Genomic DNA, 26,106 nt, shown 5'->3' on the forward strand with positions numbered 1-26,106 from the left:
GCCCGTGACAGACGCGGGCGGGACGGTGTGATGCCGGGCAGCATTGGAATCGGAATTGGAATCGGAATTGGAATCGGAACGGGCAGGGAGGGCCGATAGCGGATGGAATACAACTTCGTGTCGGCCACGGTGCTGCTGCTGCTGATCACCGATCCGCTCGGCAACATCCCGCTGTTCATCGCCGCGCTGCGCGATGTGCCGGGCGAGCGGCGCGTGCGCGTGATCCTGCGCGAGGTGGCGATTGCGTTCGTGATCCTGCTCGTGTTCATGGTAGTGGGCGACCGCTTCCTGCGCATGATGAGCCTCACCGACCTGTCGTTGCGGATCGGCGGCGGGATCGTGCTGTTCCTGATCGCGCTGCGGATGATTTTCCCGCATCCGGACGGTGCGTTCGGCAGCGATCCGCGCGCGGGCGGCGAGCCGTTCATCGTGCCGCTCGCGATCCCGGCGCTGGCCGGCCCCTCGGCGCTCGCCACCGTGATGCTGCTGACCTCGCAGGCGCCGGGCAAGACGGTCGAGTGGATCGGCGCGCTGACGGTCACGATGCTGGTCTGCGCGGCGGTGCTGGTGCTCGCGGGACGGATCCAGAGCTGGCTCGGCGAGCGCACGGTGATGGCGTTCGAGCGGCTGATGGGGCTTGTGCTCGTCGCGATCTCCGTGGAGATGATCCTGGCGGGGATCCGTGCGTTCTCGCATCAGCTGTAAGCTGCGGGACGCCGGCCCGGCCGGCGCATGAAAAAACGGCTCGCGTAGCGCTACGCGAGCCGTTTTGCTTTTGGGGCGCCGCCGGGGCGCCCGAGGGGCCAGGCCGGCCCGAGGCTCAGGCCTCGGCCGTCAGCGCGCGGATGGTCGGCAGGTTGCGCCAGTAGCCCTTCGCGTCCATCCCGCAGCCGAACACGTAGCGATCCGGCACCGAGAACCCGCAGAAATCGGGGTGCAGCGGCTTGGCCTTGGCGAGCGTCTTCTCGCAGAGCACGGCCGACAGGAAGCGCTTGGCGCCCATGTCGAGGATCCGGTCGCGGATCGCGGCCATCGTCTCGCCTTCGTCGAGGATGTCGTCGAGCACGATCACGATGCGGTCCTTGACCGACTCGCGCGGCGCCACGCGCCAGTGCATCTCGGGGCTGCCCTGGGTGGTGTTGCGGTAGCGCGTCAGGTGGATGTAGTCGAACTCGAGCGGGAAGTCGAGGTGCGGCAGCAGCATGCCGGTGAACACGGCCGCGCCGCCCATCACCGACAGCACGAGCGGGAACGCCTCGCCGATTTCGTCGCGGATCGCCGAGGCCATCCGGCCGATCGAGGCGCTGACCTCGTCGGCGGAGACGATCTGTTCGGAATGCTGGAATATGTGGAGGGCTTCTTCGCGATTCATGAGGGGTGGCGTGCGATCCGGATCAGTCGAAAGCCGCGGCGGATTGACTCGCGGCGGGGCGCCCCGACGAGCGGGGCGATGCGCCATTAGGATATACCGCGCACCGCGCCGCGTGGGGCGTCGAAAAATTAACGCAGGCCCGGCATCATGCCCTTGAGGCCGCGCATCATCTTCTGCATGTTGCCGCCCTTGAGCTTCTTCATCATCGTGCGCATCTGGTCGTACTGGTTCAGCATCCGGTTGACCTCCTGCACCGGCACGCCCGCGCCGGCCGCGATGCGGCGCTTGCGGGTGGCCTTGATCAGATCGGGCTTGGCGCGCTCGGCCGGCGTCATCGAGTTGATGATGCCCTCCATGCGGCGGATCTGCTTCTCGGCGTGGCCCATGTCGGCGCCCGCGGCGGCCTGCTGGAACTGCGCGGGCAGCTTGTCCATCAGCGACGACAGGCCGCCCATGTTTTTCATCTGCGAGATCTGCGCGCGGAAATCGTTGAGGTCGAAGTCGCCGCCCTTCTTGACCTTGTCGGCGAGCTTCTGCGCGGCCTGCACGTCGACGCCGCGCTGCGCTTCCTCGACCAGCGCGAGGATGTCGCCCATGCCGAGGATGCGGTTGGCCATCCGGTCCGGGTGGAACACTTCGAGCCCGTCGAGCTTCTCGGCCACACCGACGAACTTGATCGGCTTGCCGGTGATGCTGCGCACCGACAGCGCCGCGCCGCCGCGCGAATCGCCGTCGAGCTTGGTCAGTACCACGCCGGTGAGCGGCAGCGCGTCGTTGAACGCCTTCGCGGTGTTGACGGCATCCTGGCCCAGCATCGCGTCGACCACGAACAGCGTCTCGGCCGGATTGATCGCGGCGTGCAGCTCGGCGATCTCGTTCATCATCGCCTCGTCGATGCCGAGCCGGCCGGCCGTATCGACGATCAGCACGTCATGGTAGTGGCGCCTGGCCCAGTCGAGCGCGGCGCGCGCGATCTCGACGGGCTTCTGGTCCGGCGTGGACGGGAAGAAATCGGCGCCGACCTGCTCGCTCACCGTTTTCAGCTGCGCGATCGCGGCGGGGCGGTAGACGTCGCACGACACCGTCAGGACCTTCTTCTTCTGCTTCTCGCGAAGCAGCTTCGCGAGCTTGCCGACCGTGGTGGTCTTGCCAGCGCCCTGCAGGCCCGCCATCAGGATGATCGCCGGCGGCGTGACGGCCAGGTTCAGCTCGACCGCCTTGCCTTCGTAGTCGCCGCCGATCACGGCGGTCAGCTCCTTCTGCACCACGCCGACCAGCGCCTGACCCGGCGAGAGCGAGCTGATCACTTCCTCGCCGAGCGCCTTTTCCTTGACCTTCGCGATGAACTCGCGGACCACGGGCAGCGCGACGTCGGCTTCGAGCAGCGCAAGCCGGACCTCGCGCAGCATTTCCTGCGTGTTGGCTTCGGTGAGACGGGCTTCGCCGCGCAGCGTCTTGACGACGCGCGCCATCCGTTGGGTGAGATTGTCGAGCATGGGGAGCGATGGGCAGTGGGGCCCGAAGGCGCGCGTGCTATATATTGACAGCCGTCGCGGGCAAGGGGCCTAGTGTAAACTTCGAACATGGATATTGTACTGTATGCCCTCACCGCGCTCCTGTACGGTGGCCTGGCCGTCGCGGGATGGCGGGCGCACCGTTCCGGCCTCGTGCAGCCGCTCGCCGCGAGCGTGCCGCCGGTGCCGGGCGAGCCCGGCGCATCGGCCGCCGCCGTGGGCGGCACGGGCCGCGCGCTGCTGTTCGCGGCGCTGCTCGCGCATGGCGTGCTGCTGCATGCCACGATCTTCCCGCACGACGCGATGGTGTTCGGCTTCGCGTTCGCGCTGTCGGCGATGTTCTGGCTCGGCGCGGGCATCTACTGGATCGAGAGCTTCTTCTTCCCGCTCGACGGCCTGCGCCTGCTGGTGCTGCCGCTCGCCTGCCTCGCCTCGCTGCTGCCGCTCGTGTTCGGCGGCGTGCGCGTGCTGCCCTATGCCGCCGCGCCATTGTTCAAGATGCACTTCCTGATCGCGAACATCGCCTATGGATTGTTCGCGATCGCGGCGCTGCACGCGGTGCTGATGCTGATGACCGAGCGCCGTCTGCAGGCGTTGCGGCAGGGTGGCAGGATCGACTCGGCGGGCGTGTTCACGAGCTGGCTCGAAACGCTGCCGCCGCTGCTCACGCTCGAGAAGCTGCTGTTCCGCCTGATCGGCGCCGGCTTCGTGCTGCTCACGCTGACGCTCGCCTCGGGCATCCTGTTCAGCGAGCAGGTCGATGCGCGCGCGCTGCGCTTCGACCACAAGACGGTGTTCGCGATCCTCTCGTGGTTCATGTTCGGCGGCATCCTCGTCGCGCGTCGGCTGTCCGGCTGGCGCGGGCGCGGTGCCGCGCGCTGGGTGCTGGCCTCGTTCGGCGCGCTGCTGCTCGCCTACGTCGGCAGCCGTTTCGTGCTCGAGGTGCTGCTGCACCGTTCCGTGGTCTGATGGTCTCAAAGCGATGCGTAACCTTCTGCTGTTGATCCTCCTCTTCATCGCCGGCTCCTGGGTCTCGCGCAAGCTGCGCCAGGCGCAGGAGCGCACGAGCCGCGGCGGCGCCGCGCCCGGCGCAGCCTCCTGGCCGGCCGGCGCGCGCGCGCCCGGCCAGGGCGGCCCGCGTCCGTCGGCGGCCCGCGCGCCCTCGCTGCCGGAGCCGATGGTGCGCTGCGCGGTGTGCGGCGTGCATACGCCGAAGGGAGACGCGATCGCGGCCGGCGGCGACTACTTCTGCAGCCGCGAGCACGCGGCCCGTCACGCGGCGGCGGCGCGCGACGCGCAATGAGCGCGGTGTTCGAGGTCGGCGCCGACGGCTGGGTGCCGGGCGCGCGCCACGCGCCGTCGCCGAATCACGAGGCGCGGCCGGCCGGCGTGGTGCCGATGCTGGTGGTGGTCCACAACATCAGCCTGCCGCCCGGCGAGTTCGGCGGCGACGCGATCGTCGCGCTGTTCCAGAACCGGCTCGACTGCAACGTGCATCCCTATTACGACGCGAACCTGCGCGGACTGCGCGTGTCGGCGCACTTCCTGATCGCGCGCGACGGCGAGCTGATCCAGTTCGTGTCGTGCGAGGCGCGTGCCTGGCACGCCGGCGTCTCGACCTTCCTCGGCCGCGAGCGCTGCAACGACTTCTCGATCGGCATCGAGCTCGAGGGCGCCGACGACGTGCCGTTCGAGCCCGCCCAATACGTGACGCTCGCGGCGCTGGTGCGCGCGCTCGCGACCCGCTATCCGGTCGAGGCGCTCGCCGGCCACTCGGACATCGCGCCGGGCCGCAAGACCGATCCCGGTCCGCACTTCGATTGGCAACGCCTGGCGGCCGATACCGGTCTGCCGCCCGAATCCTTTCCTTACCGTCACTAACGGGCGCGACGTCGGCGCGCGTCGCGCCGACCCGAGGGCGTCATGAAACGGCCCGATCCGTTGCCCCGTCTGCACTCGCCTGATGTCAAGCCAAATCGCGCCGGGCAGGGCCAAATTTTCCATTTTGAGATAGCTCTATCGTCCACTATACTTGGTGCTAGTTGATGAGTTTCTCACTAGATGTAGTGTTCAGAGAGTGGGCGCTTCAGGCGATCCGCTCCGGCCGGCAGGTGATGCCGGGAAACTCGCGGCGCGGTGTGCGGCCAGGCCCGGCACACCGCGACCCGTGCAGACACGAGCGGCAAGGGGCGCGATACGCATGACGAAAGCAGACGTCGAATCATCGGTATCGCGCGGCCCGTGCCGCTTTTTCGTTCTGCCGCATGCGCCCCAGCGCGCGCGTTAATCGTTCACATCCGCGGATCTCTCCGCACCATCCAGCACCAGGAGCTTTGCACATGCAAACGACCGACACCGGGACGTCCCAATTCGAGAGCGCCCAGAGCCGCCCTCTTGGCACGGCTTCGCAGGGCGCGCCCGCGCTCGCGCCGCAAGCGACGTTCGCCGACTACAAGGTGATCCGCCGTAACGGCAGCGTGGTGGCTTTCGAGCCCTCGAAGATCGCGATCGCCGTGACGAAGGCGTTCCTCGCGGTCAATGGCGGCCAGGGCGCCGCGTCGGCCCGCGTGCGCGAGCTCGTCGAGCAGCTGACGCAGAGCGTGGTGCGCGCGCTCGTGCGCAGCCGCCCGAACGGCGGCACGTTCCATATCGAGGATATCCAGGATCAGGTCGAGCTCGCGCTGATGCGCGGCGGCGAGCACAACGTCGCGCGTGCCTACGTGCTGTACCGCGAGAAGCGTCACCTCGAGCGCGCGCACAGCGATGCCCCGGCCGACGCACAGGCCGGCGCGGCCGGCATCAACGTGACCGACGCCGGCGTCACGCGTCCGCTCGACATGGGCGCGCTGCGCGGCCTGATCGCCTCGGCCTGCGAAGGGCTCGGCAGCGCCGTCAACCCGGATCCGATCGTCGCCGAGACGGTGAAGAACCTCTACGACGGCGTGCCGATGAGCCAGGTCTACGACTCGGCGATCCTGGCCGCGCGCACCATGATCGAGAAGGACCCGGCCTACAGCCAGGTGACGGCACGCATCCTGCTGCACACGATCCGCCGCGAGATCCTCGGCGAGGAAGTCGCGCAGGGCGAGATGCAGGCGCGCTACGCCGAATACTTCCCGCAGTTCCTGAAGCGCGGCGTCGAAGCCGAGCTGCTCGACGACAAGCTGCTGCAGTTCGACCTGGTGCGTCTGGGCGAGGCGCTCGACGCGAGCCGCGACCTGCAGTTCGGCTATCTCGGCCTGCAGACGCTGTACGACCGCTACTTCCTGCACGTCGACGGCACGCGCATCGAAATGCCGCAGGCATTCTTCATGCGCGTCGCGATGGGCCTGTCGCTGAACGAGATCGACCGCGAAGCGCGCGCGATCGAGTTCTACAACGTGCTGTCGAGCTTCGACTTCATGAGCTCCACCCCGACGCTGTTCAACTCGGGCACGCGCCGCTCGCAGCTGTCGTCGTGCTACCTGACGACGGTCGCCGACGATCTCGACGGCATTTATGAAGCGCTGAAGGAAAACGCGCTGCTCTCGAAGTTCGCGGGCGGCCTCGGCAACGACTGGACGCGCGTGCGCGCGCTCGGCTCGCATATCAAGGGCACGAACGGCAAGTCGCAGGGCGTCGTGCCGTTCCTGAAGGTCGTCAACGACACGGCGGTGGCCGTGAACCAGGGCGGCAAGCGCAAGGGCGCCGTCTGCGCGTACCTCGAAACCTGGCACCTCGACATCGAGGAGTTCCTCGAGCTGCGCAAGAACACCGGCGACGACCGCCGCCGCACCCACGACATGAACACGGCGAACTGGATTCCCGACCTGTTCATGAAGCGCGTGATGGAAGGCACCGACTGGACGCTGTTCTCGCCGTCCACCTGCCCGGACCTGCACGACAAGTTCGGCGCCGAGTTCGAGGCCGCCTACCGCGGCTACGAGGACAAGGTCGCGCGCGGCGAGCTGAAGCTGTTCAAGAAGATCCCGGCGCAGCAGCTCTGGCGCAAGATGCTCGGCATGCTGTTCGAGACCGGCCACCCGTGGATCACGTTCAAGGATCCCTGCAACGTGCGCTCGCCGCAGCAGCACGTCGGCGTGGTCCACTCGTCGAACCTCTGCACCGAAATCACGCTGAACACGAGCGACGCCGAGATCGCGGTCTGCAACCTCGGCTCGGTCAACCTCGTCGCGCACCTGGTCAAGCAGGCCGACGGCAGCTATGCGCTCGACCACGACAAGCTCAAGCGCACGGTCAGCGTGGCGATGCGCATGCTCGACAATGTCATCGACATCAATTACTACGCGGTCGCCAAGGCGCGTAACTCGAACCTGAAGCACCGTCCGGTCGGCCTCGGCATCATGGGCTTCCAGGACTGCCTGCACCTGCTGCGCACGCCGTTCTCGTCGGACGCGGCGGTCGAGTTCGCCGACCGCTCGATGGAAGCGGTCTGCTACTACGCCTACTGGGCGTCGACCGAGCTGTCGCAGGAACGCGGCCGCTACTCGAGCTACCGCGGCTCGCTGTGGGATCGCGGCATCCTCCCGCAGGACACCCTGAAGCTGCTCGAGGAAGCGCGCGGCGGCTACGTCGAGGTCGACATGAGCAGCTCGCTCGACTGGGCGTCGCTGCGCGAGCGGATCTCGGTCCACGGCATGCGCAACTCGAACTGCATCGCGATCGCGCCGACCGCGACCATCTCGAACATCATCGGCGTCTCGCCGTGCATCGAGCCGACCTTCCAGAACCTGTTCGTGAAGTCGAACCTGTCGGGCGAGTTCACGGTCGTCAACGAGTACCTGGTGCGCGACCTGAAGGAGCGCGGCCTGTGGGACGAGGTGATGGTCGCCGACCTGAAGTACTTCGACGGCATGCTCTCGCGCATCGACCGGATCCCGTCGGACCTGCGCGCGATCTACGCGACCGCGTTCGAAGTCGATCCGAAGTGGCTGGTCGAGGCGGCCTCGCGCCGTCAGAAGTGGATCGACCAGGCCCAGTCGCTCAACATCTTCATGGCGGGCGCCTCGGGCAAGAAGCTCGACGAGATCTACAAGCTCGCCTGGCTGCGTGGTCTGAAGACCACCTACTACCTCCGCACGATGGCGGCCACGCACGTCGAGAAGTCGACGGTCGCGCACGGCGCGTTGAACGCCGTGCCGTCCTCGGGTGACACCGGCGGTGGCTCGGCGGGTGGTGCCGCGGGCGGCGCGCAAGGCGCGGCCGGTGGCTTCGGCGCGGCGGGCGGTTCGTCCTCCGGCGCGCTCAACGCGGCGGCGGCCGAGGCGGGGATCGAAATCGATGGCCCGGTCTGCATGATGCGTCCGGGCGATCCTGGCTTCGAGGAATGCGAGGCCTGCCAGTAACGGCGGCCGGCATGTGACGAAGGCGGCGCGCGCAATCCCGGCAGCAATCGACATCGACGGTTGAACTGCGCGCCGCCGTCGACTACAAAACGGATAAGGAATCCGTACTTTGGCCGCCTCGCGACACGCATTCGCGAATGCCGGCAACGCGTGCCGCGAGCGAGGTCGATCGCACCCGCGACGATCATCGCCCGACACGCCGGTCACATCGCATCACACGCGAGCTGCATGTCGCGATCGAATCCGCGCTGCGCAAAGTGTTGTATCAAGGTCGCAACGCGAATCGAAAAAGGAATTTTCGTGAGCGAACCCTTTTATCGCTCATGAAAAGATGGTACAAACCGTTCTAAATTGATGGTGAGAATTTATGCTCAATTGGGATGACGAGAAGACGGCCGTAACTCCCGCGAGCGGAGCGCAGCGCGCTCCCGCAGGAATGGCTGTCGGAGTGCAGGCCACGACGCCTGCCGCTCATCAGGTTCCGTCGGTACGCGACATTTTCGAAGGTGATCTCGCGGTCGCGCCGCATGCTTCCGCGTCGGCCACCGTCGCCGGCTCGCAGGAGCGGGTCAATATCGCCGACAAGCGCATCATCAACGGCAAGACCGACGTCAATCAGTTGGTGCCGTTCAAATACAAGTGGGCGTGGGAAAAGTATCTGGCCGGTTGCGCGAACCACTGGATGCCGCAGGAAATCAACATGTCCCGCGACATCGCGCTGTGGAAGGATCCGAACGGCCTGACCGAAGACGAGCGCCGCATCGTCCGGCGCAACCTCGGTTTCTTCGTCACCGCCGACTCGCTCGCCGCGAACAACATCGTGCTGGGCACCTATCGCCACATCACGGCGCCCGAGTGCCGGCAGTTCCTGCTGCGCCAGGCGTTCGAGGAAGCGATCCACACCCACGCCTACCAGTACATCGTCGAATCGCTGGGCCTCGATGAAGGCGAGATCTTCAACGCCTATCACGAGGTCAGCTCGATTCGCGACAAGGACGAATTCCTGATCCCGTTCATCCACACGCTGACCGATCCGGCGTTCGTGACGGGCACGCAGGACGCGGACCAGAAGTTGCTGAAGTCGCTGATCGTGTTCGCCTGCATCATGGAAGGCCTGTTCTTCTATGTCGGCTTCACGCAGATCCTCGCGCTCGGCCGCCAGAACAAGATGACGGGTGCCGCGGAGCAATACCAGTACATCCTGCGCGACGAGTCGATGCACTGCAATTTCGGCATCGACCTGATCAACCAGATCAAGCTCGAGAACCCGCATCTCTGGACGCCGGAGTTCCGCGCCGAGATCCGCGAACTGTTCAAGCATGCGGTCGAACTCGAGTACCGCTATGCTGAAGACACGATGCCGCGTGGCGTGCTTGGCCTGAACGCCGCAATGTTCAAGAGCTATCTGCGCTTCATCGCGAACCGTCGCTGCCAGCAGATCGGTCTCGATGCTCTGTACCCGAACGAGGAAAACCCGTTCCCGTGGATGAGCGAGATGATCGATCTGAAGAAGGAGCGGAACTTCTTCGAGACGCGAGTGATCGAGTATCAGACGGGCGGCGCGCTGTCCTGGGAGTAACCGGGCGCGACACCGAGGTAAAGATGAGAGTGCCGGGCGAGAGCCCGGCCCAAGGTTTAGGAGCAAGAACGCCTGATGCAAAGGATGGCCTGCGCCGACGCGGCGCACAGACATGACAGGCACTTTGCGAACCCTTCAGTGGGATGGGCAAACTTCCCTCCGGAAAAGACGGCCGGCCGTGTGGCCGCCGTCTTTATCAAGCGATTCGGGGCAACGGCGCGAAGCGTGCCGGCTGCCAACCTGATCTGGCGCGCGGTGCCGAAAGGCACGGCGCGCCTTACCGTATTCATTAGCGTAAGCGCGATTGCGAAGCGTACGCCGATGAATAGCCCGCTTCGTAGCGCGCGTCCTGAACCAGCGTCCGCGAGAAACGGGTTTTGACGAAGGGTGTGGTTTGAACTGACTCTCATCTGAACCTGAAGGAGTACATGATGGCACTTGCCAAGAAGAAACCGGCTGCCAAGAAGGCAGCAGCGAAGAAGGCGGCTCCGGTTGCCAAGAAGGCAGCGGCACCGGCGAAGAAGGCAGCCGTGAAGAAGGTTGCGGCGAAGAAGGTCGCCGTGAAGAAGGTTGCCGCCAAGAAGGCAGCGCCGGCCAAGAAGGCGGCCGTGAAGAAGGTCGCGGCGAAGAAGGTTGTCGCCAAGAAGGTCGCGGTGAAGAAGGTTGCCGCGAAGAAGGCGGCACCGGCCAAGAAGGCGGCCGTGAAGAAGGTCGCGGCGAAGAAGGTTGCCGCCAAGAAGGCCCCGGCAGCGAAGAAGGTTGCCGCGAAGAAAGTCGCCGTGAAGAAGGTTGCGGCGAAGAAGGCCCCGGCTGCGAAGAAGGCAGCGCCGGCCAAGAAGGCCGCCGTGAAGGCAGCCGCACCGGCGAAGAAGGCCGCGGCGAAGACGCCGGCACCGGCGAAGAAGGCACCGGCGGCGAAGAAGGCCGCACCGGCGAAGAAGGCTGCTGCGAAGAAGGCGGCGCCCGCGACGACGACGGCGTCGACGGCATCGGTTGCTCCGGCATCGGGCGCGAAGTCGGCGCTGAACCCGGCAGCGGCATGGCCGTTCCCGACCAGCGGCCGTCCGTAATCGGCCACCGGCTCGATACGAGAAGAAGCCCGCGCGCCTCGGCGCGTGAAGTCGTGCCGGTGCAGCGACTGCATCGGCACGATCGAATCCCGTCACCGGATTTCCGGCGACGGGATTTTTTTATGCGGAGTGCGTGTCAGCGCGCCCGCGCTTTCCCGCGTTACCGGAGGCGCGCGCATAAAAAAACGCATACGCGAAACGAATCGCGTATGCGCTGGATATCGCGGCTTTCGCCGCGCGCTGAGGTCTCCTCGCTCAGTGCGTGACGCGGGTCACGCCGCCGCTCGACAACAGGCGGACGCGGTCACCTGCGCGGAATACTTCCGGTGTCGTGGCTTGCGTGATCGAGCGCAGGTCACCGTTATCGAGGCGCACGGTGATCTCGACACCGTTCGCCGTACTCATGCCCTGACCGATCGCATTGCCCGCCACCGCGCCGGCGAGGCCGCCCGCGATCGCGGTCAGGATCGAACCCCTGCCGCCGCCAATCGCGCTGCCGGCCACGGCGCCGAGCGCGCCGCCGCCGAGCGTGCCGAGCGTCGAGCCGGCGCCGGTGTCGCTTTCGATACGCACCGCGCGCACGCTCTCGATCGTGCCGAGGCGTACCGTCTGTTCGCGCTGCGCCTGGCTGGCGCTATAGACGTCGGCCGAACCTGGCGGCGTGAAGCAGCCGGCGAGCGACACCGAGGCGGCAAGCATCGCGGTGAGCGTGAGGGTTTTTCTGGTCAGCATGGGTAGTTCTCCAACGAATCTCATTCGATACTGTAGCCGAACGCGCTCTGGAAGCGGGACAGGATTTCGGCTCGGCCGAGCGTGTAGGTTTGCGGTCCCGGATGCGCGATCTTGATCGATCCCATCAGGCTCGCGAGGCGGCCGGTGGTTGCCCAGTCCAGCCCCTTCTCGATGCCGTACAGCAGGCCACCGCGGAACGCGTCGCCGCAACCGGTCGGATCGACGATCTGTTCGGCCTTGACGACCGGGATCTGCTCGGTGCCGTCGCGGTGGCGGAGGGTGGCGCCGTGCTCGCCGCGCGTGATGATCAGGGCCTGGACCCGGCTCGCGATCTCGTCTTCCGACCAGCCCGTCTTGTCGCTCACCAGCTTGGCTTCGTAATCGTTGACCGCCAGATAGGTGGCAAGTTCAATGCTGCGCCGCAGCGTATCGCGGTCGAACAGCGGCAGGCCCTGGCCCGGATCGAACACGAACGGCACGCCGGCCTTCGCGAGTTCCTCGACGTGCTGGACCATGCCCTGGAAGCCGTCCGGACCGACGATCGCGAGCTGGATGTCGCGCGCTTCGCCCGCATGGTTCAGGTGCGATTGCATCATCGCGCCCGGATGGAACGCGGCAATCTGGTTGTTGTCGAGATCGGTCGTGATCATCGCCTGCGCCGAGTGCGTGTCCGGCACCACCCGCACGTAGTCGCGCGCAAGGCCGAGCGCATCGAAGCGGTCGAGGTAGAGCTGCGCGTCGATCGCGCCGATCGTGCCCATCACGCGGGCGTCACCGCCGAGCGCGCGCAGCGCGTAGGCGATGTTGCCTGCGCAGCCGCCGAACTCGCGACGCATGGTCGGCACGAGGAAGCTCAGATTGATGAGGTGGACCTGGTCGGGCAGGATGTGCTCCCGAAAGCGCCCTTCGAAGGTCATGATGTTGTCGTAGGCGATCGAACCGCAAATCAGCGTAGCCAAGGTCGTTCCTGTTCAGTGTTTGAGGCGGTGCAAGGAGGGAGTGGCGCGCGCGTCGCGAAGGCCGCGCCGCGCGCGCGAGGCGCGGCAGGAGCGCGAAGCTTACTTCAGTGCGGCCAGCGCTGCGTCGTAGTTCGGCTCGTTCTTGATCTCGTCGACGAGTTCCGTGTAGACAACCTTGTCGTTCGCGTCGATCACCACCACGGCGCGCGCGGTCAGGCCGTTCAGCGGGCCGCTCGTCACGTCCACGCCGTAGGCGTGCGCGAAGTCGCGGCCGCCGCGGAACGTCGAGGCGGTCGAGACGTTCTCGAGGCCTTCGGTCGTGCAGAAGCGCTTGGCCGCGAACGGCAGGTCGGCCGACACCACCACCACGGCCGTGTCGGCGAGCTTGCCGGCGGCTTCGTTGAACTTGCGCGTCGAGGTGGCGCAGGTCGGCGTGTCGAGGCTCGGAACGATGTTCAGCACCTTGCGCTTGCCGGCGAAGCTGGCGAGCGTCAGCTCGCCGAGGTCCTGGCCGACCAGCTTGAAATCGGGGGCTTGCGAACCGACGGTCGGGAAGGCGCCGGCGAGATCGATCGGGTTGCCGCCCAGCGTGACTTTGCTCATGTTCGTACTCCGGAGAGGGGCGTCGTGCGACGCCGAGGTTGAGGCCGGCGCGCCATGCGGGCACGCCGTGCAGGACGGGTCCGCGACGGACCCGTCACGGATAGAAAATCTGTACGCGGAAGTTCGAGGCGGCGATGCCGGGCGCGCCGTCGGCGGCACCCGGCGCCGTGTCGATCCGCACGAACATCGTTTCGGTCGCGCCGGCGGCGAGGCCCGCCTCGACGCGTGTGCCCGGATGGACGTAGTCGGCGGGCGCGAGCACGCGGCGCGCGGCGACGCGGTTCGAGGCGTCGAGCAGCGTCAGCTCGATCGACGGATAGGCGAGCGCGAGCGCCGCGTGGTTCGACAGCGGCACCTTCAGTTCGAGCACGCGCGGGCCGTCGAGTTGGCGCAGGTCGGACGCGCCGAGCCGCAGGCCGTCGATCGCGCGCGGCGGCTCGACCGTGCAGCCGAGCGCGGCGCAGGCCTGCGCGAACAGCGGCTGCCCCGCTGGCCAGTTCGCGAGCAGCGGCTCGCGCAGCCACCAGGCGAGCTGGCCGGCCAGCACCACGATCAACAGCCCCGCGAGGAAGCCGCCGAGGATCTGCCGGCCGCGGCTGCCGCGCCGGCCGGCGGGCGACTCGCGTGTCACCGCGAAATGGATGCGGTCGTCCGGCTCCGGCTCGGCCGCGAACGGCTCCGCTTCGCGGTGCGAGCCAGACGCGGTGGCGCCGAGGTGGACCCGGACTTCGTCGTCGGCGTCGGGATCGGCGGGCGGCGCGGCGCCGAACGAGGGCTCGGCCGTGTCGCGCGGCAACGCGGCGACGAGCGCCGCGATGTCGGCGTCGCTCGCGGCATGCGCCGCCGCGGCGAGGCCGTGACCATGATCGACGGACGTGGCGGCCGGTGCAGGCTCGTGGGCGGGGGCGGATTCCACCACCGGTCCGGATGAGGGCGCGGGGGCGGATTCCGCTACAGGTTCGGATGAGGGCGCGGGGGCGGATTCCGCTACAGGTTCGGATGAGGGCGCGTGCGGGGGTTCCGGCGCGGCTTCGGATCCATGCGCGGGTTCCGGTGGGGCTTCGAATGCGGGCGCGGGTACCGACGCAAATCCGGGCGCAAACTCGGACGGCGCTTCGGGTACGACTTCCGGCGCGGCCGGCGCCGGCTCACCGCGTGCGAGACCAACCTCGTTCGCGGGGACTTCGCGCGCGGCGGCCGCGGCAACCGGCACGAGCGGGTCGAGCCCGGTGTTGCCGCCATTGTGGCGCAGCTTCGGATCGATGCCGCCGTCGAGCCACGGTGCCCACATGTCCCAGGCGCCGGGCGTGAAGCTGGCGGCCATCGCGTGGGCGGTCGTGGCTTGCGGCGCGGTGGCGGGGAACACGCGCGGCGGCTGCGGCGCGCCGCCGGCCGTGGCGGGCGGCTCGACGACCGGCCGGGCGAGGTCGGGATCAGGTTCGACGAGCGCGTTCGCCGCGTCGAACACCTGCTGACAGTGGCCGCAGCGCGCCAGGCCGCCGTGCAGCTTCAGATGCTCGGGGCTGATCCGGAAGACGGTTTCACAGTGAGGGCAGCGCGTCGCGAGGGGCATGATGGCCGGGCAGCACGGGGGCCGGAGTGAAGGACAGCGCCTATTCTAATGGCTTTCGCGTCGTGTTCCGGCCAGACAGACCCAGCCTTCGTGTTCACGCCAGACCGAAATGTCGATATAGCGCGCATAGACGCTCGCGACTTCGTCCGCCTGTCGCGCGAGCACGCCCGACAGCGCGATCCGGCCGCCGGGGCGCACCTTCGACGCGAGCATCGAGGCCATCAGCTTGAGCGGGTTCGACAGGATGTTGGCCACCACGATGTCGAATTCACCGGGCGGGCAGTCGTCGGGCAGGCCGTAGCTGACCTCGGCGTGATTGCGTTCGCTGTTGTGGCGCGCCGATTCGACGGCCTGCGGATCGATGTCGATGCCGGTCACGCTGCCCGCGCCGCATTTCTTCGCGAGGATCGCGAGGATCCCCGAGCCGCAGCCGTAGTCGAGCACCGACTGGCCGGCCGCGACGGTCTGCTCGAGCCATTCCATGCAGAGCCGCGTGGTGGGGTGGCTGCCGGTGCCGAACGCGAGGCCCGGGTCGAGCTCGAGCACGAGCGCGTCGGGGTCGGGGGCGTCGTGCCACGAGGGCACGACCCAGATCCGCTCGCCGATCGGGATCGGCTCGAACTGCGATTGGGTGACGCGCACCCAGTCCTGTTCCTCGACCTCGCGCAGCGTGAACGGCGGCGTGGCGCCGAGCCCCGCCTCGTTGGCGGCGGCCGCCAGCAGCACGGCCGGATCGTGCGTATCGGCCAGCAGCGCGATCACGCGCGAATGCTGCCACGCGGTGCGCTCGGGCGTGAGGCCCGGTTCGCCGAACAGCGGTTGCTCGTCGGGCGTGTCCGCGTCGGCGTCCTCCACCGACACGGACAGCGCGCCGAGTTCGATCAGCGCGTCGGACAGCGCTTCCGCATGTTCGCGCGCCAGCTCGGCGACGAGTTCCCGATAGCTCATGCTCAGGCCTCTTCCGGGGCGACCTGCTGCTTCGCGGCGAGCCGGCCTTCGAGGTAATGGATGCTGGTGCCGCCCTCGACGAACTTCGAGTCGAGCATCAGTTCGCGATGCAGCGGGATGTTGGTCTGGATGCCCTCGACCACCATTTCCGACAGCGCGATGCGCATGCGCTGGATGGCCTGCTCGCGCGTCGCGCCGTAGGCGATCAGCTTGCCGATCATCGAGTCGTAGTTCGGCGGCACGAAATAGCCGTTGTACGCATGCGAATCGACGCGGATGCCGGGGCCGCCCGGCGTGTGCCACGACGTGATCCGGCCCGGCGACGGCGTGAACTTGAACGGATCCTCGGCGTTGATCCGGCATTCGATCGCGTGGCCGCGGAACTGGATGTCGCGCTGGCGGATCGCGAGCTTCTCGCCGGCGGCGATCTTGATCTGCTCCTGCACGATGTCGATACCCGTGATCAGCTCGGTGACCGGGTGCTCGACCTGCACACGCGTGTTCATCTCGATGAAGTAGAACTCGTTGTTCTCGTAGAGGAACTCGAAGGTGCCCGCGCCGAGGTAGCCCATCTTCTTGCAGGCGTCGGCGCAGCGGTCGCCGATCCGGTCGATCAGGCGGCGCGCGATGCCGGGCGCCGGCGCTTCCTCGATCACCTTCTGGTGGCGGCGCTGCATCGAGCAGTCGCGCTCGCCGAGCCAGAGCGCGTTCTTGTGCGCGTCGGCCAGCACCTGGATCTCGATGTGGCGCGGATTCTCGAGGTACTTCTCCATGTACACCTGCGGGTTGCCGAACGCACGGCCGGCTTCCTCGCGGGTCATGTTGACGGCGTTCACGAGCGCCGCCTCGGTATGCACCACCCGCATGCCGCGGCCGCCGCCGCCACCCGAGGCCTTGATGATGACCGGGTAGCCGACCGCGCGCGCGATCTTGACGATCTCCTTCGGATCGTCCGGCAGCGCGCCTTCCGAGCCCGGCACGCACGGCACGCCGGTGCGGATCATGGTCTGCTTGGCGGTGACCTTGTCACCCATCAGGCGGATCGTGTCCGGACGCGGGCCGATGAACGTGAAGCCCGACTGCTCGACGCGCTCGGCGAAATCGGCGTTCTCGGACAGGAAGCCGTAGCCCGGATGGATCGCCTGGGCATCGGTGACTTCGGCCGCGCTGATCAGCGCCGGCATGTTCAGATAACTGAGGTTCGACGGAGCGGGGCCGATGCAGACCGCCTCGTCCGCCAGCTTCACGTACTTGGCTTCCTTGTCGGCTTCCGAGTACACGACGACCGTCTTGACGCCCAGCTCGCGGCACGCGCGCTGAATGCGCAACGCGATCTCGCCGCGGTTGGCAATGAGGATTTTTTCAAACATAGCGGGTATTCGTCTTTTCGGTGACGCGCCCTGGCGCGAGGCGTCGCGTTCGGCTTTAGCCGACCACGAACAGCGGCTGGCCGTATTCGACCGCCTGGCCGTTTTCGACGAGGATTTCCTTGACGATGCCCGACTTGTCGGACTCGATCTCGTTGAGCAGCTTCATCGCCTCGATGATGCAGAGCGTCTGGCCTTCCTTGACCGTGTCGCCGACCTGGATGAACGGATCGGCGCCCGGCGACGGCGCGCGGTAGAACGTGCCGACCATCGGCGAGGTGACCACGTGGCCCTGCGGCGCGGCCGGTGCCGGCGCGGCGGCCGGTGCCGCGCCTTCGCCTGCGGGGCTCGTGGCGGGCGCGGCGGCGCTGACCTGCGGTGCGTAGCCGGCGGCCGGCTGCATGTAGACGGGCGGCGCGTTCTTGACGATGCGCACCTTGCCTTCGCCCTCGGTCACTTCCAGCTCGGAGATGCCGGATTCGGAGACGAGATCGATCAGGGTTTTCAGCTTGCGAAGATCCATCGGGAGTTCCCCTTGTCTATACGTGAAGCGCCGGCCGGGCCGGCTGCGATTCATTGGTTCTGAAAAAGCTCAGCCGCGCGGCGCGCCCTGCAGCTTGTCGAGTGCGTACTCGAGCGCGTGTAGATAGCCCTTCCAGCCGAGGCCGCAGATCACCCCTTCGGCCTGATCGGAGAAATAAGAGTGGTGCCGGAACGGCTCGCGACGATGCACGTTCGACAGATGCACCTCGACGAACGGGATGCCGACGCCCGCGAGCGCGTCGCGAATCGCGACGCTCGTATGCGTGTAGGCGGCCGGGTTGATCACGATGAAATCGGTTCCCTCGTCGCGGGCCGCATGGATGCGATCGACGAGCGCGCCTTCGTGGTTGCTCTGGAACGCGGCCAGCTCGGCACCGGCCTCGTTCGCTCGCGCGGCCAGCGCCCGGTCGATCTCGGCCAGCGTCACGCGGCCGTACACCTCCGGTTCCCGGGTGCCGAGAAGGTTCAGGTTCGGGCCGTGCAATACCAGCAAACGTGTCATGGTCGCTTCAAATTCTGCGGAGTTGCGCGCACTTTATCGCCGTTCCGAGAAATTTGTCCAGTTTTGCTGCATGACAAGGGCGCGCAAGTCGGCAGAAATTACAGGCGGTAGCGTGCAGATCGCGGTAATTTCAGCGAATCTGCCGCCAACCGGGGGCAAACCACCGGCAACGCGCGGTGCGAAAACTTGCAGGCTACAGCGTATCGAGCGTCTTTTTGAGCGCGTCGGGCTGGATTTGACCTAATTTTGTCATACGTACCTTGCCGTTTGCGTCGATCACGACCGTGAACGGCAGCGCGCCGGCGGTATTGCCGAAATTGCGGGCCAGGTCCGCGCCGGCGTAGCCGCTGACGACCACCGGGTAGTCGACTTTCACCTTCTGCAGGAACGCCTTCACGTTCTGGCCGGAATCGACGCCGACGCCGACGAAACGCACGCCCTTCTGCCGGTATTCGTGCGAAAGCGCGACGAGTTCGGGCATTTCCTTCACGCAGGGGCCGCACCACGAGGCCCAGAAGTTCACGACAACTTTCTGGCCCTTGAAGCTGGCGAGCGACTGCGGCTTGCCGTCCGGGTCGGTGACCGAGGCGGCCCACAGCGCGCTGACGGGGTCGTTGGCCGGCGCCGCCTCGGCACTGCTCTCGAACACGTCGCCACGCACCCAGTAGCCGGTGGCGAGGCCGCCGGCAATTGCGACCGCGGCCACCGCGGCAACGCTGACTAATCGTTTACTGTTCATCTTCGGATCGAATCGAGGGGGGGGGAGCGGCCGGCGCGTCGAGCAGCGCGCGCAGGGCCGCGGCATCGGCGCGGGCGAGGCGTCCGCGCGCGTCGGCTCGCACCGCGCCGCGCAGATCGTCGCTGTCGTAGAGCGCGACGTGGATGCCGACCGCCTCTGCATCCCGGCGCGCGCGCCACAGGAAGCTGAGCGTCTCGACATCGCCGCGGCCCGCGAAATGGCGGGTTTCGGACACGTCGTACTGGATGTTCTGGTTCAGCAGGTAGATCGCGACTTCCTTCTGGCTGTCCGAGAAGGTCTGCAGATGGATGTCGGAATGCGCGTTGGCGGTGCCGTTCAGCACGGCGCCCGCCAGATAGGGCGAGAACGGCGCGAGCCGTTCCATCCAGTCAAGGGCGATTTGTCGCAGCTGGCGCAGCTCGGCCGGCTGCGTTTCGCTCTGGAACAGCGCCAGGTATTCGTGCAGTTCGGCCTCGAGCATGTCGTTGTCGGGCAGCCATTCGCCGGAGATCCGGCTGTCGCCGAGCAACTGGCGCGCGGCCTTGCGTTTCGCGGAAGCGTAATCGAGCCCGTCCTCGGCGATGAGGCGGGCGGCGCTGAGCGCGATTTCCTCGCGGACTCGGCGCGGGTCGAGCAGGGGTTTTCGAGGCATGATGCGGCAATCATACTCGATCGGCGCCGCCGCCCCGGGGCGACCGGCAGGCGGGGCCGGAAGCGCGAAGCGGGCAGGGCGCGCCTGAACGGCTCAGTTACAATAGCAGCCTTTCTCCGGCCGCCGGCCGGCCCGGTGCATGGCCGATTTGCGGCGATCTCGCGCGCCCGGCGGCCGGAGCGGACGCGGCGCAAGCATGCGTGCGTGCGGCAACCGCGGCAGCGCCGCGGGCCGCCGGTTCCGGTTCGCGATTTCGAATGGCGCCCGCGCGGCGCGACACGACAGCTCTCTATGCACATCCACATTCTCGGCATCTGCGGCACCTTCATGGGCGGTCTGGCCGTGCTCGCGCGCGAGGCCGGCCACACCGTGACCGGCTGCGACGCGGGCGTCTATCCGCCGATGAGCACGCAGCTCGAGGCGCAGGGTATACAACTGATCGAAGGCTACGGCGCCGAGCAGATCGACCTGGCGCCGGACCTGTTCGTGATCGGCAACGTGGTCTCGCGCGGCAATCCGCTGATGGAGGCGATCCTCGACCGTGGGCTGCCCTACGTGTCCGGACCGCAATGGCTCGGCGAGCACGTGCTGGCCGACAAATGGGTGCTGGCCGTGGCCGGCACGCACGGCAAGACCACCACCAGCTCGATGCTGGCCTGGCTGCTCGAGGATTCGGGGCTGAACCCGGGCTTCCTGATCGGCGGCGTGCCGCTGAACTTCGGCGTGTCGGCGCGGCTGACCGATTCGAGCTTCTTCGTGATCGAGGCCGACGAATACGACACGGCGTTCTTCGACAAGCGCTCGAAGTTCGTCCATTATCGGCCGCGCACCGCGGTGCTGAACAACCTCGAATTCGATCACGCCGACATCTTCCCCGATCTCGCCGCGATCGAAACGCAATTTCATCACCTCGTGCGCACCGTGCCGGGCGTCGGCCGGATCGTCGCGAACGGTCGCGAGGCCGCGCTCGACCGCGTGCTCGCACGCGGCTGCTGGAGCGAGGTCGAGCGCTTCGGCGTGGAGGGTGGCTGGCAGGCGCTGCCGGCCGGGGACGGCGTGCCGGTGGACGAGCGCTTCGCGGTGTATTGGCAGGGCGCGCGGATGGGCGAGGTCGCCTGGAGCGTGCAGGGCGAGCACAACCGCCAGAACGCGCTGGCCGCGATCGCGGCGGCGCGCTCGGTCGGCGTGCCGCCGGCGCAGGCCGCGCGTTCGTTCGCGACGTTCCGCAACGTCAAGCGGCGCATGGAGATTCGCGGCAGCGTCGACGGCGTGATCGTCTACGACGACTTCGCGCATCATCCGACCGCGATCGAAACGACGATCGCCGGGCTTCGCGCCCGCATCGGCCGCGAAAACGCCCGGATCCTCGCCGTACTCGAACCGCGCTCGAACACCATGAAGCTCGGCACCATGAAGGCGCAACTGCCGGCCAGCCTCGCCGACGCCGACCTCGTGTTCGGCTATGGCGCCGCGACGGGGCGCGACGCGCTGGGCTGGAGCCTGGCCGACGCGCTGCTGCCGCTCGGCGCGCGCGCGCGGGCATTTGACGACCTGCACGCGCTGGTGAAGGCGGTGGCCGCCGCCGCGCGGCCCGGCGACCAGATCCTCGTGATGAGCAACGGCGGCTTCGGCGGGGTCCACCAGAAGCTGCTCGATGCGCTGTCGGCGCGCGGCGCCGCCCATGGTGCGCAAGACGGCACGGGAGACGGCGCGTGATCCTCTATCTGCACGGCTTCCGCTCGTCGCCGCGTTCCTACAAGTCGCGCCTGCTTGCCGAGCGGCTCGCCGCGCTGGGCCGCGAGGCCGAATGGCGCTGCCCGATGCTGGCGGTCTCGCCGCTCGAGGCGGTCGCGCTGGCCGAGTCCGAAGTGGCGGGCGCCGCGCCGCACGAGGTGACGGTGATCGGCAGCTCGCTGGGCGGTTATTACGCGACCTGGCTCGCCGAGAAGCACGGCTGGCGCGCGGTGCTGCTGAATCCGGCCACCGTGCCGCAGCGTGACCTCGCGCAGTATCTGGGCGAGCAGCCGCTCTGGCACGGCGGCGGCAGCGTCGTCGTCGAGCCGCGCCATCTCGCCGAGCTCGACGCGCTGCGCGTGCCGGCGGTGACGCGCCCGGAACGCTACTATCTGATCGCCGCGACGGGCGACGAGGTGCTCGATTATCGAGAGATGCTCGCGCATTATCCGGGCGCGCGAACCCGCGTGATCGACGGCAGCGACCACGGCATCAGCGAGTTCGCCGACTACGTCGACGACGTGCTCGCGTTCTGCGATGCGGAGCCGGCGCGCTGACGAGCCGCCCGCCGGCCTGCCCGAGGGGCGCGGCCGGCAAGCGAACGAACGACGCAATTCAATCCAATCCGGACGGGGCGCCGCCAGGCGGCGCCGGACAGTCTCAACGAGAGTAACCGAGTGAACGTTTTTTTCGAGGAATCGGGCAGTTTCAAGGCGGGTAGCGTGCTGTCGCGCCAGGGCGACGCCTTTCAGGTCGAGTTGCCGGGCGGGCGGCGCGCCAAGGTGCGCGCCAAGGACGTGCTGATCGAGTTCGACAAGCCGGCTGCCGGCGAACTGATGCAGCAGGCCGACGCGGCCGCGCAGCAGATCGATCTCGATTTTCTGTGGGAATGCGCGCCGCAGGAGGAGTTCGCCTACGGCGCGCTCGCCGACGAGTATTTCGGCAGCGGCTACGGGCCGGTCGAGCGCGCGGCGCTGGTGCTGCGCATGCACGGCTCGCCCGTCTATTTCCGCCGCAAGGGGCGCGGCCAGTACCAGCGCGCGCCCGAGGAACAGCTCAAGATGGCGCTCGCCTCGCTCGAGCGCAAGCGCCAGCAGGCGCTGGTGCAGGCCGGCTACGAAGAGGAACTGAAGGCGCGCCGGCTGCCGGCCGCGTTCGAGGGCAAGGCGCTCGCGCTGCTGACCCGTCCGGACAAGAACTCGATCGAATACAAGGCGCTCGACGCGGCCGCGCTCGCGCTCGGCGTGTCGCCGGCACGGCTGATGCTCGACTGCGGCGGCGTGGCCTCGGCGCGCGCGCTGCACGAGGCGCGCTTCCTCGCCGAGCACTTCCCGCACGGCACGGGCTTTCCGCCCGTGACGGTCGGCGCGCTGCCGGAGGATCTGCCGCGCGCCAACGTCGACGCGTTCTCGATTGACGACGTGACCACCACCGAGATCGACGACGCGTTCTCGGTCGAGCACCTGCCCGAGAACCGCGTGCGGATCGGCGTCCACATCGCGGCGCCGGCGCTCGGCATCACGCGCGGCGACGAGATCGACGCGGTCGCGCGCGCGCGGCTGTCGACGGTCTACATGCCCGGCGACAAGATCACCATGCTGCCCGACGACGTGGTCGAGGTATTCACGCTGAAGGAGGGCGGCTTCCGCCCGGCGTTGTCGCTCTATATCATCGTCGATCGCGAGACGCAGGACATCGTCGCGAACGAGACGCGCGCCGAGTACGTGTTCGTGAAGAGCAACCTGCGCCACAACACGCTCGAGGAAGTGGTCACCGAGGACACGCTCGCGGCCGGCAGCGGCGACTATCCTCACAAGGACGACATTGCGGTGCTGTGGCCGCTCGCGCAGGCGCTGTTCGAGAAGCGCCAGGTGGCGCGCGCCGGCTACGGCCTGAAGCGCGAGGTGCAGCGCAACACCGACTACAACTTCTACGTCGAGGGCGAGCACATCTCGATCACGCCGCGCCGGCGCGGTTCGCCGCTCGACCTGATCGTCTCGGAGCTGGCGATCCTCGCGAACTCGACCTGGGGCGCGTTCCTGCACGACCACACGGTGCCGGGCATCTACCGCTCGCAGCGCGCGCTCGGCGTGCCGACCGGCCCGAAGCGCACGCGCATGCAGACCAGCGCCGCGCCGCACGAGGGCCTCGGCGTCGCGCAGTACGCCTGGAGCACCTCGCCGCTGCGCCGCTACGTCGACCTCGTCAACCAGTGGCAGCTGCTCGCCTGCGTACAGCACGGCGTGACGGCCAAGCTGGCCGCGCCGTTCAAGCCGAAGGACGCCGATCTCTACGCGGTGGTGCAGGGCTTCGACGACACCTACACGGCCTACGCCGACCACCAGCGCCGCATGGAGTATTTCTGGTGCCTGCGCTGGCTGCGTCAGGAGAACCGCCGGCAGGTGGTCGCCGCGGTCGTGAAGGGCGACCTGGTGCGGCTCGAGGACGTGCCGCTGCTGCTGCACGTGCCGGGGCTCGGCGTCCACGCGCGCGGTACGCGCGTGCTGCTCGACGTCATGTCGATCGACGAACTGACGATCGAGGCCTCGGTGCGCCTGCTGAACGTGCTCGACGCACCGAGCGTGTCGGGTGCCGAGACGGCCGACGAGGACGCCGAGGGCGACGGCGACGACACGCTGGTGGACGCGCCCGACGATTCGGCCGAGAGCGAGGCGGAGGCGCTGGCCGAGGCGGACGCTGGCGACGCGGCCGAAGGCGAGTCCGCCGACGCGGGCGCCGGTGCCGACGCCGCCTCCGACGCGCCGGAGGCTTCCGGTTCGTCCGAGGCAGCGGGCAGCGGCGAGGACGACACGAAATGAACCCAACCACGCCCTCGCGGGCAACGGCACGATGAGCGAATCCATCCAGCATCCGGCCGCGCGCGACCGTTACGTCGTGATCGGCAATCCGGTCATGCACAGCAAGTCGCCGGCGATCCACGCGCGCTTCGCCGCGCAGACCGGCGAGGCGGTCGACTACGCACACCGGCTCGCGCCGCTCGACGGCTTCGCGGCGTCGGTGCGTGACTTCATCGCCGAGGGCGGGCGCGGTGCGAACGTGACCGTGCCGTTCAAGCTCGAGGCGCATGCGCTGGCCGACACCCTGTCGCCGCGCGCGGCGGCGGCCGGTGCCGTCAACACGCTGCGCTTCGACGCCGACGGCGCGATCCACGGCGACAACACCGACGGCGCGGGCCTCGTGCGCGACATCGAGCACAACCTCGGCGTGTCGCTGGCCGGCGCGCGGATCCTGCTGCTCGGCGCGGGCGGCGCCGCGCGCGGCGTGGTGCTGCCGATGCTCGATCGCGGCCCGCTCGCGATCACGATCTCGAACCGCACCGCGAGCCGCGCCGAGGAGCTGGTCGGCCAGTTCACGCAGGCCGCGCACGACGCCGGCTGCGCGCTGGCGGGCGGCGGCGCGGCGATCGTCGAACGACGCGCCTACGACGTGATCGTCAACGCCACGGCGGGCAGCCTCGAAGCGGCGCTGCCCGAGTGCGACGCGGCCGCGTTCGGCGCCGGCACGCTCGCCTACGACATGATGTACGGCGCCCGGCCGACCGTGTTCATGCAGCACGCTGCCTCGCTCGGCGCGCGCACGGCCGACGGGCTCGGCATGCTGGTCGAGCAGGCCGCCGAATCGTTCTGGCTGTGGCGCGGCGTGCGGCCCGACGGCGCGCCCGTGCTGGCGGCGCTGCGCGATGCGCTCGCCACGGCCTGAAGCCGGCGCCGGCACGGCCGGGCCACGCGCATGGTGATCCCGTTCGGCACCGGCCGGGCGCGCGCCGGCGGGCGTGCCGCACGCAGGCGCGGCCTCGTGCGCTGGGCCGCCTACGCGGTCGCGGTGCTGCTCGGGGCGTGGCTCGTCACCCAGCTCTACTATTTCACGCAGATCGCGGCGTGGAACGTGATCGATCCCGGCTCGACCGCGTTCATGCGCGCCGACGCCTGGCGGCTGAAGGCCGAGACGCCGCCGGTGGCGATCCAGCACCAGTGGGTGCCTTACGAGCAGATCTCGCGCAATCTGAAGCGCGCCGTGATCGCCTCGGAGGATGCCGATTTCGCGAACAACAACGGCTATGAAGTCGACGCGATCCTGCAGGCCTGGGAGAAGAACCGGGCGCGCGGGCGCATCGTTGCCGGCGGCTCGACGATCTCGCAGCAGCTCGCGCGCAACCTGTTCCTGTCGAGCGAGAAGAGCTACCTGCGCAAGGGGCAGGAGTTGATCATCACCTGGATGCTCGAAACGCTGCTCGACAAGGAGCGGATCTTCGAGATCTACCTGAATTCGGTCGAGTTCGGCCGCGGCGTGTACGGCGCCGAAGCGGCCGCGCGCTATTACTTCAAGGTGCCGGCCAGCCGGCTGACCGCAGGGCAGGCCGCGCGTCTGGCCGTGATGCTGCCGAATCCCAAATACTTCGACCTGCATCGCAATTCGCCGTATCTGGCCCAGCGCACGCGCGTGATCGCGCGGCGCATGGGGGCCGCCGAGCTGCCCGCTTCGCAGTAGCGGGCGACGACGCGCGCATTCATTTCGCCGGCCCGGCCGACGCGCGGACCGAGGCCGCCGCCCGCCGGACTTTCGCTCCGTTTTCCTGGTTACGCCGCCCGCCGCGAGCGGGCCGCCCGCCGTCGTTGCCGAGCGCCCCATCGCCGTCGCGAGCCGCCTCGGCCGCCCGCGCGTCGCCATTTCCGCCACCTGTTCCATCACGAAAAGAGCGTGCCCGCGCGGCCTCCCGGCCCCTTCCCGCGCGCCCGTCATTCCCGCAAAATCTCATTATTTGGTCGATGCATTCAAATATTGGATGCCGCGCGAACGGCCTCTACAATCGGCTCCATTCGATATGCGCCGGCGCGATCCGCAAACAGGAAGCC

24 protein-coding genes and 1 pseudogene are annotated in these 26,106 nt (G+C 68.1%); 13 read left to right on the forward strand and 12 right to left on the reverse strand.

What is annotated here, in order from left to right:
* The first annotated feature begins 102 nt into the window (after positions 1-102).
* Entirely contained in the window at positions 103-705 is a 603-nt protein-coding gene (locus bpln_RS02390) for a MarC family protein (protein ID WP_042623797.1), read from the forward strand.
* A 115-nt stretch (positions 706-820) separates the two neighbouring features.
* Here bpln_RS02390 and bpln_RS02395 read toward each other — a convergent pair whose 3' ends face one another.
* Together bpln_RS02395 and ffh are read right to left on the reverse strand one after the other, a co-directional pair.
* Positions 821-1,372, reverse strand: a complete 552-nt coding sequence (locus bpln_RS02395; RefSeq protein WP_042623798.1) for a hypoxanthine-guanine phosphoribosyltransferase — start codon at positions 1,370-1,372, stop codon at positions 821-823.
* Between the two features lie 128 nt (positions 1,373-1,500).
* Positions 1,501-2,868: a signal recognition particle protein gene (gene ffh / locus bpln_RS02400; protein ID WP_042623799.1), complete on the reverse strand. Its 1,368-nt coding sequence runs from the start codon at positions 2,866-2,868 to the stop codon at positions 1,501-1,503.
* A gap of 87 nt (positions 2,869-2,955) precedes the next feature.
* Between ffh and bpln_RS02405 the strand changes: the two genes are divergently transcribed.
* From bpln_RS02405 to bpln_RS33525, 7 genes and pseudogenes are all read left to right on the forward strand, one after another.
* A complete protein-coding gene (locus bpln_RS02405) occupies positions 2,956-3,855 on the forward strand; it encodes a cytochrome C assembly family protein (RefSeq protein ID WP_055138000.1) in 900 nt (299 codons plus the stop codon).
* A 13-nt stretch (positions 3,856-3,868) separates the two neighbouring features.
* The gene (locus bpln_RS02410) at positions 3,869-4,189 is read left to right on the forward strand and encodes a PP0621 family protein (RefSeq protein ID WP_055138001.1); all 321 of its coding nucleotides are present in this window, start codon (positions 3,869-3,871) and stop codon (positions 4,187-4,189) included.
* Positions 4,186-4,767 (forward strand): 1,6-anhydro-N-acetylmuramyl-L-alanine amidase AmpD, encoded by a 582-nt coding sequence (gene ampD, locus bpln_RS02415; RefSeq protein WP_055138002.1) that lies wholly within the window; start codon positions 4,186-4,188, stop codon positions 4,765-4,767. Before bpln_RS02410 ends, ampD begins: the two co-directional genes overlap by 4 nt.
* Before the next feature lie 458 nt (positions 4,768-5,225).
* Entirely contained in the window at positions 5,226-8,231 is a 3,006-nt protein-coding gene (locus bpln_RS02420; protein WP_055138003.1) for a ribonucleoside-diphosphate reductase subunit alpha, read from the forward strand.
* Positions 8,232-8,598: 367 nt separating this feature from the next.
* Positions 8,599-9,810, forward strand: a complete 1,212-nt coding sequence (locus bpln_RS02425) for a ribonucleotide-diphosphate reductase subunit beta (RefSeq protein ID WP_042623804.1) — start codon at positions 8,599-8,601, stop codon at positions 9,808-9,810.
* A gap of 75 nt (positions 9,811-9,885) precedes the next feature.
* A pseudogene (locus bpln_RS37565) lies at positions 9,886-10,213 on the forward strand (hypothetical protein).
* 28 nt (positions 10,214-10,241) lie between these two features.
* A complete protein-coding gene (locus bpln_RS33525; RefSeq protein WP_042626390.1) occupies positions 10,242-10,880 on the forward strand; it encodes a histone H1-like DNA-binding protein in 639 nt (212 codons plus the stop codon).
* A 255-nt stretch (positions 10,881-11,135) separates the two neighbouring features.
* On the opposite strand, the gene bpln_RS02435 is transcribed toward bpln_RS33525, so the two are convergent.
* The 10 genes from bpln_RS02435 to bpln_RS02480 form a co-directional block, all read right to left on the reverse strand.
* On the reverse strand, positions 11,136-11,612 hold the full coding sequence (locus tag bpln_RS02435; RefSeq protein WP_042623805.1) for an outer membrane lipoprotein: 477 nt from the start codon (positions 11,610-11,612) through the stop codon (positions 11,136-11,138).
* A 20-nt stretch (positions 11,613-11,632) separates the two neighbouring features.
* Positions 11,633-12,571 carry a carbohydrate kinase family protein gene (locus bpln_RS02440; protein ID WP_042623806.1) on the reverse strand — a complete coding sequence of 313 codons (939 nt, stop codon included), beginning with the start codon at positions 12,569-12,571 and terminating at the stop codon, positions 11,633-11,635.
* A 99-nt stretch (positions 12,572-12,670) separates the two neighbouring features.
* Positions 12,671-13,174, reverse strand: a complete 504-nt coding sequence (tpx, locus tag bpln_RS02445; RefSeq protein ID WP_042623807.1) for a thiol peroxidase — start codon at positions 13,172-13,174, stop codon at positions 12,671-12,673.
* Between the two features lie 94 nt (positions 13,175-13,268).
* Entirely contained in the window at positions 13,269-14,747 is a 1,479-nt protein-coding gene (locus bpln_RS02450; protein WP_055138004.1) for a DUF3426 domain-containing protein, read from the reverse strand.
* A 45-nt stretch (positions 14,748-14,792) separates the two neighbouring features.
* Positions 14,793-15,695: a 50S ribosomal protein L11 methyltransferase gene (gene prmA / locus bpln_RS02455; protein WP_042623809.1), complete on the reverse strand. Its 903-nt coding sequence runs from the start codon at positions 15,693-15,695 to the stop codon at positions 14,793-14,795.
* 2 nt (positions 15,696-15,697) lie between these two features.
* On the reverse strand, positions 15,698-17,065 hold the full coding sequence (gene accC, locus bpln_RS02460; protein ID WP_042623810.1) for an acetyl-CoA carboxylase biotin carboxylase subunit: 1,368 nt from the start codon (positions 17,063-17,065) through the stop codon (positions 15,698-15,700).
* 55 nt (positions 17,066-17,120) lie between these two features.
* Positions 17,121-17,585 (reverse strand): acetyl-CoA carboxylase biotin carboxyl carrier protein, encoded by a 465-nt coding sequence (accB, locus tag bpln_RS02465; RefSeq protein WP_042623811.1) that lies wholly within the window; start codon positions 17,583-17,585, stop codon positions 17,121-17,123.
* Between the two features lie 69 nt (positions 17,586-17,654).
* A complete protein-coding gene (gene aroQ, locus bpln_RS02470) occupies positions 17,655-18,107 on the reverse strand; it encodes a type II 3-dehydroquinate dehydratase (RefSeq protein ID WP_042623812.1) in 453 nt (150 codons plus the stop codon).
* 193 nt (positions 18,108-18,300) lie between these two features.
* Positions 18,301-18,846, reverse strand: coding sequence for a TlpA family protein disulfide reductase (locus bpln_RS02475; protein ID WP_055138005.1), 546 nt, complete (start codon positions 18,844-18,846; stop codon positions 18,301-18,303).
* Complete coding sequence (locus bpln_RS02480) at positions 18,836-19,498, reverse strand: hypothetical protein (protein WP_055138006.1); 663 nt, start codon at positions 19,496-19,498, stop codon at positions 18,836-18,838. The genes bpln_RS02475 and bpln_RS02480 overlap by 11 nt, the downstream gene beginning before the upstream one ends.
* 204 nt (positions 19,499-19,702) lie before the next feature.
* Between bpln_RS02480 and mpl the strand changes: the two genes are divergently transcribed.
* The 5 genes from mpl (at position 19,703) to mtgA (ending at position 25,741) form a co-directional block, all read left to right on the forward strand.
* Positions 19,703-21,214 carry a UDP-N-acetylmuramate:L-alanyl-gamma-D-glutamyl-meso-diaminopimelate ligase gene (gene mpl, locus bpln_RS02485; protein WP_420807351.1) on the forward strand — a complete coding sequence of 504 codons (1,512 nt, stop codon included), beginning with the start codon at positions 19,703-19,705 and terminating at the stop codon, positions 21,212-21,214.
* Positions 21,211-21,789 carry a YqiA/YcfP family alpha/beta fold hydrolase gene (locus bpln_RS02490; RefSeq protein ID WP_042623816.1) on the forward strand — a complete coding sequence of 193 codons (579 nt, stop codon included), beginning with the start codon at positions 21,211-21,213 and terminating at the stop codon, positions 21,787-21,789. The genes mpl and bpln_RS02490 overlap by 4 nt, the downstream gene beginning before the upstream one ends.
* A gap of 120 nt (positions 21,790-21,909) precedes the next feature.
* Positions 21,910-24,051, forward strand: coding sequence for a ribonuclease catalytic domain-containing protein (locus bpln_RS02495; protein WP_055138008.1), 2,142 nt, complete (start codon positions 21,910-21,912; stop codon positions 24,049-24,051).
* Positions 24,052-24,082: 31 nt separating this feature from the next.
* Complete coding sequence (aroE, locus tag bpln_RS02500) at positions 24,083-24,952, forward strand: shikimate dehydrogenase (protein ID WP_042623818.1); 870 nt, start codon at positions 24,083-24,085, stop codon at positions 24,950-24,952.
* Between the two features lie 30 nt (positions 24,953-24,982).
* The gene (gene mtgA, locus bpln_RS02505) at positions 24,983-25,741 is read left to right on the forward strand and encodes a monofunctional biosynthetic peptidoglycan transglycosylase (protein WP_055138009.1); all 759 of its coding nucleotides are present in this window, start codon (positions 24,983-24,985) and stop codon (positions 25,739-25,741) included.
* Positions 25,742-26,106: the final 365 nt, after the last annotated feature.

The sequence above is a fragment of the Burkholderia plantarii genome (assembly GCF_001411805.1).
GTDB classification, from domain to species: Bacteria; Pseudomonadota; Gammaproteobacteria; order Burkholderiales; family Burkholderiaceae; genus Burkholderia; species Burkholderia plantarii.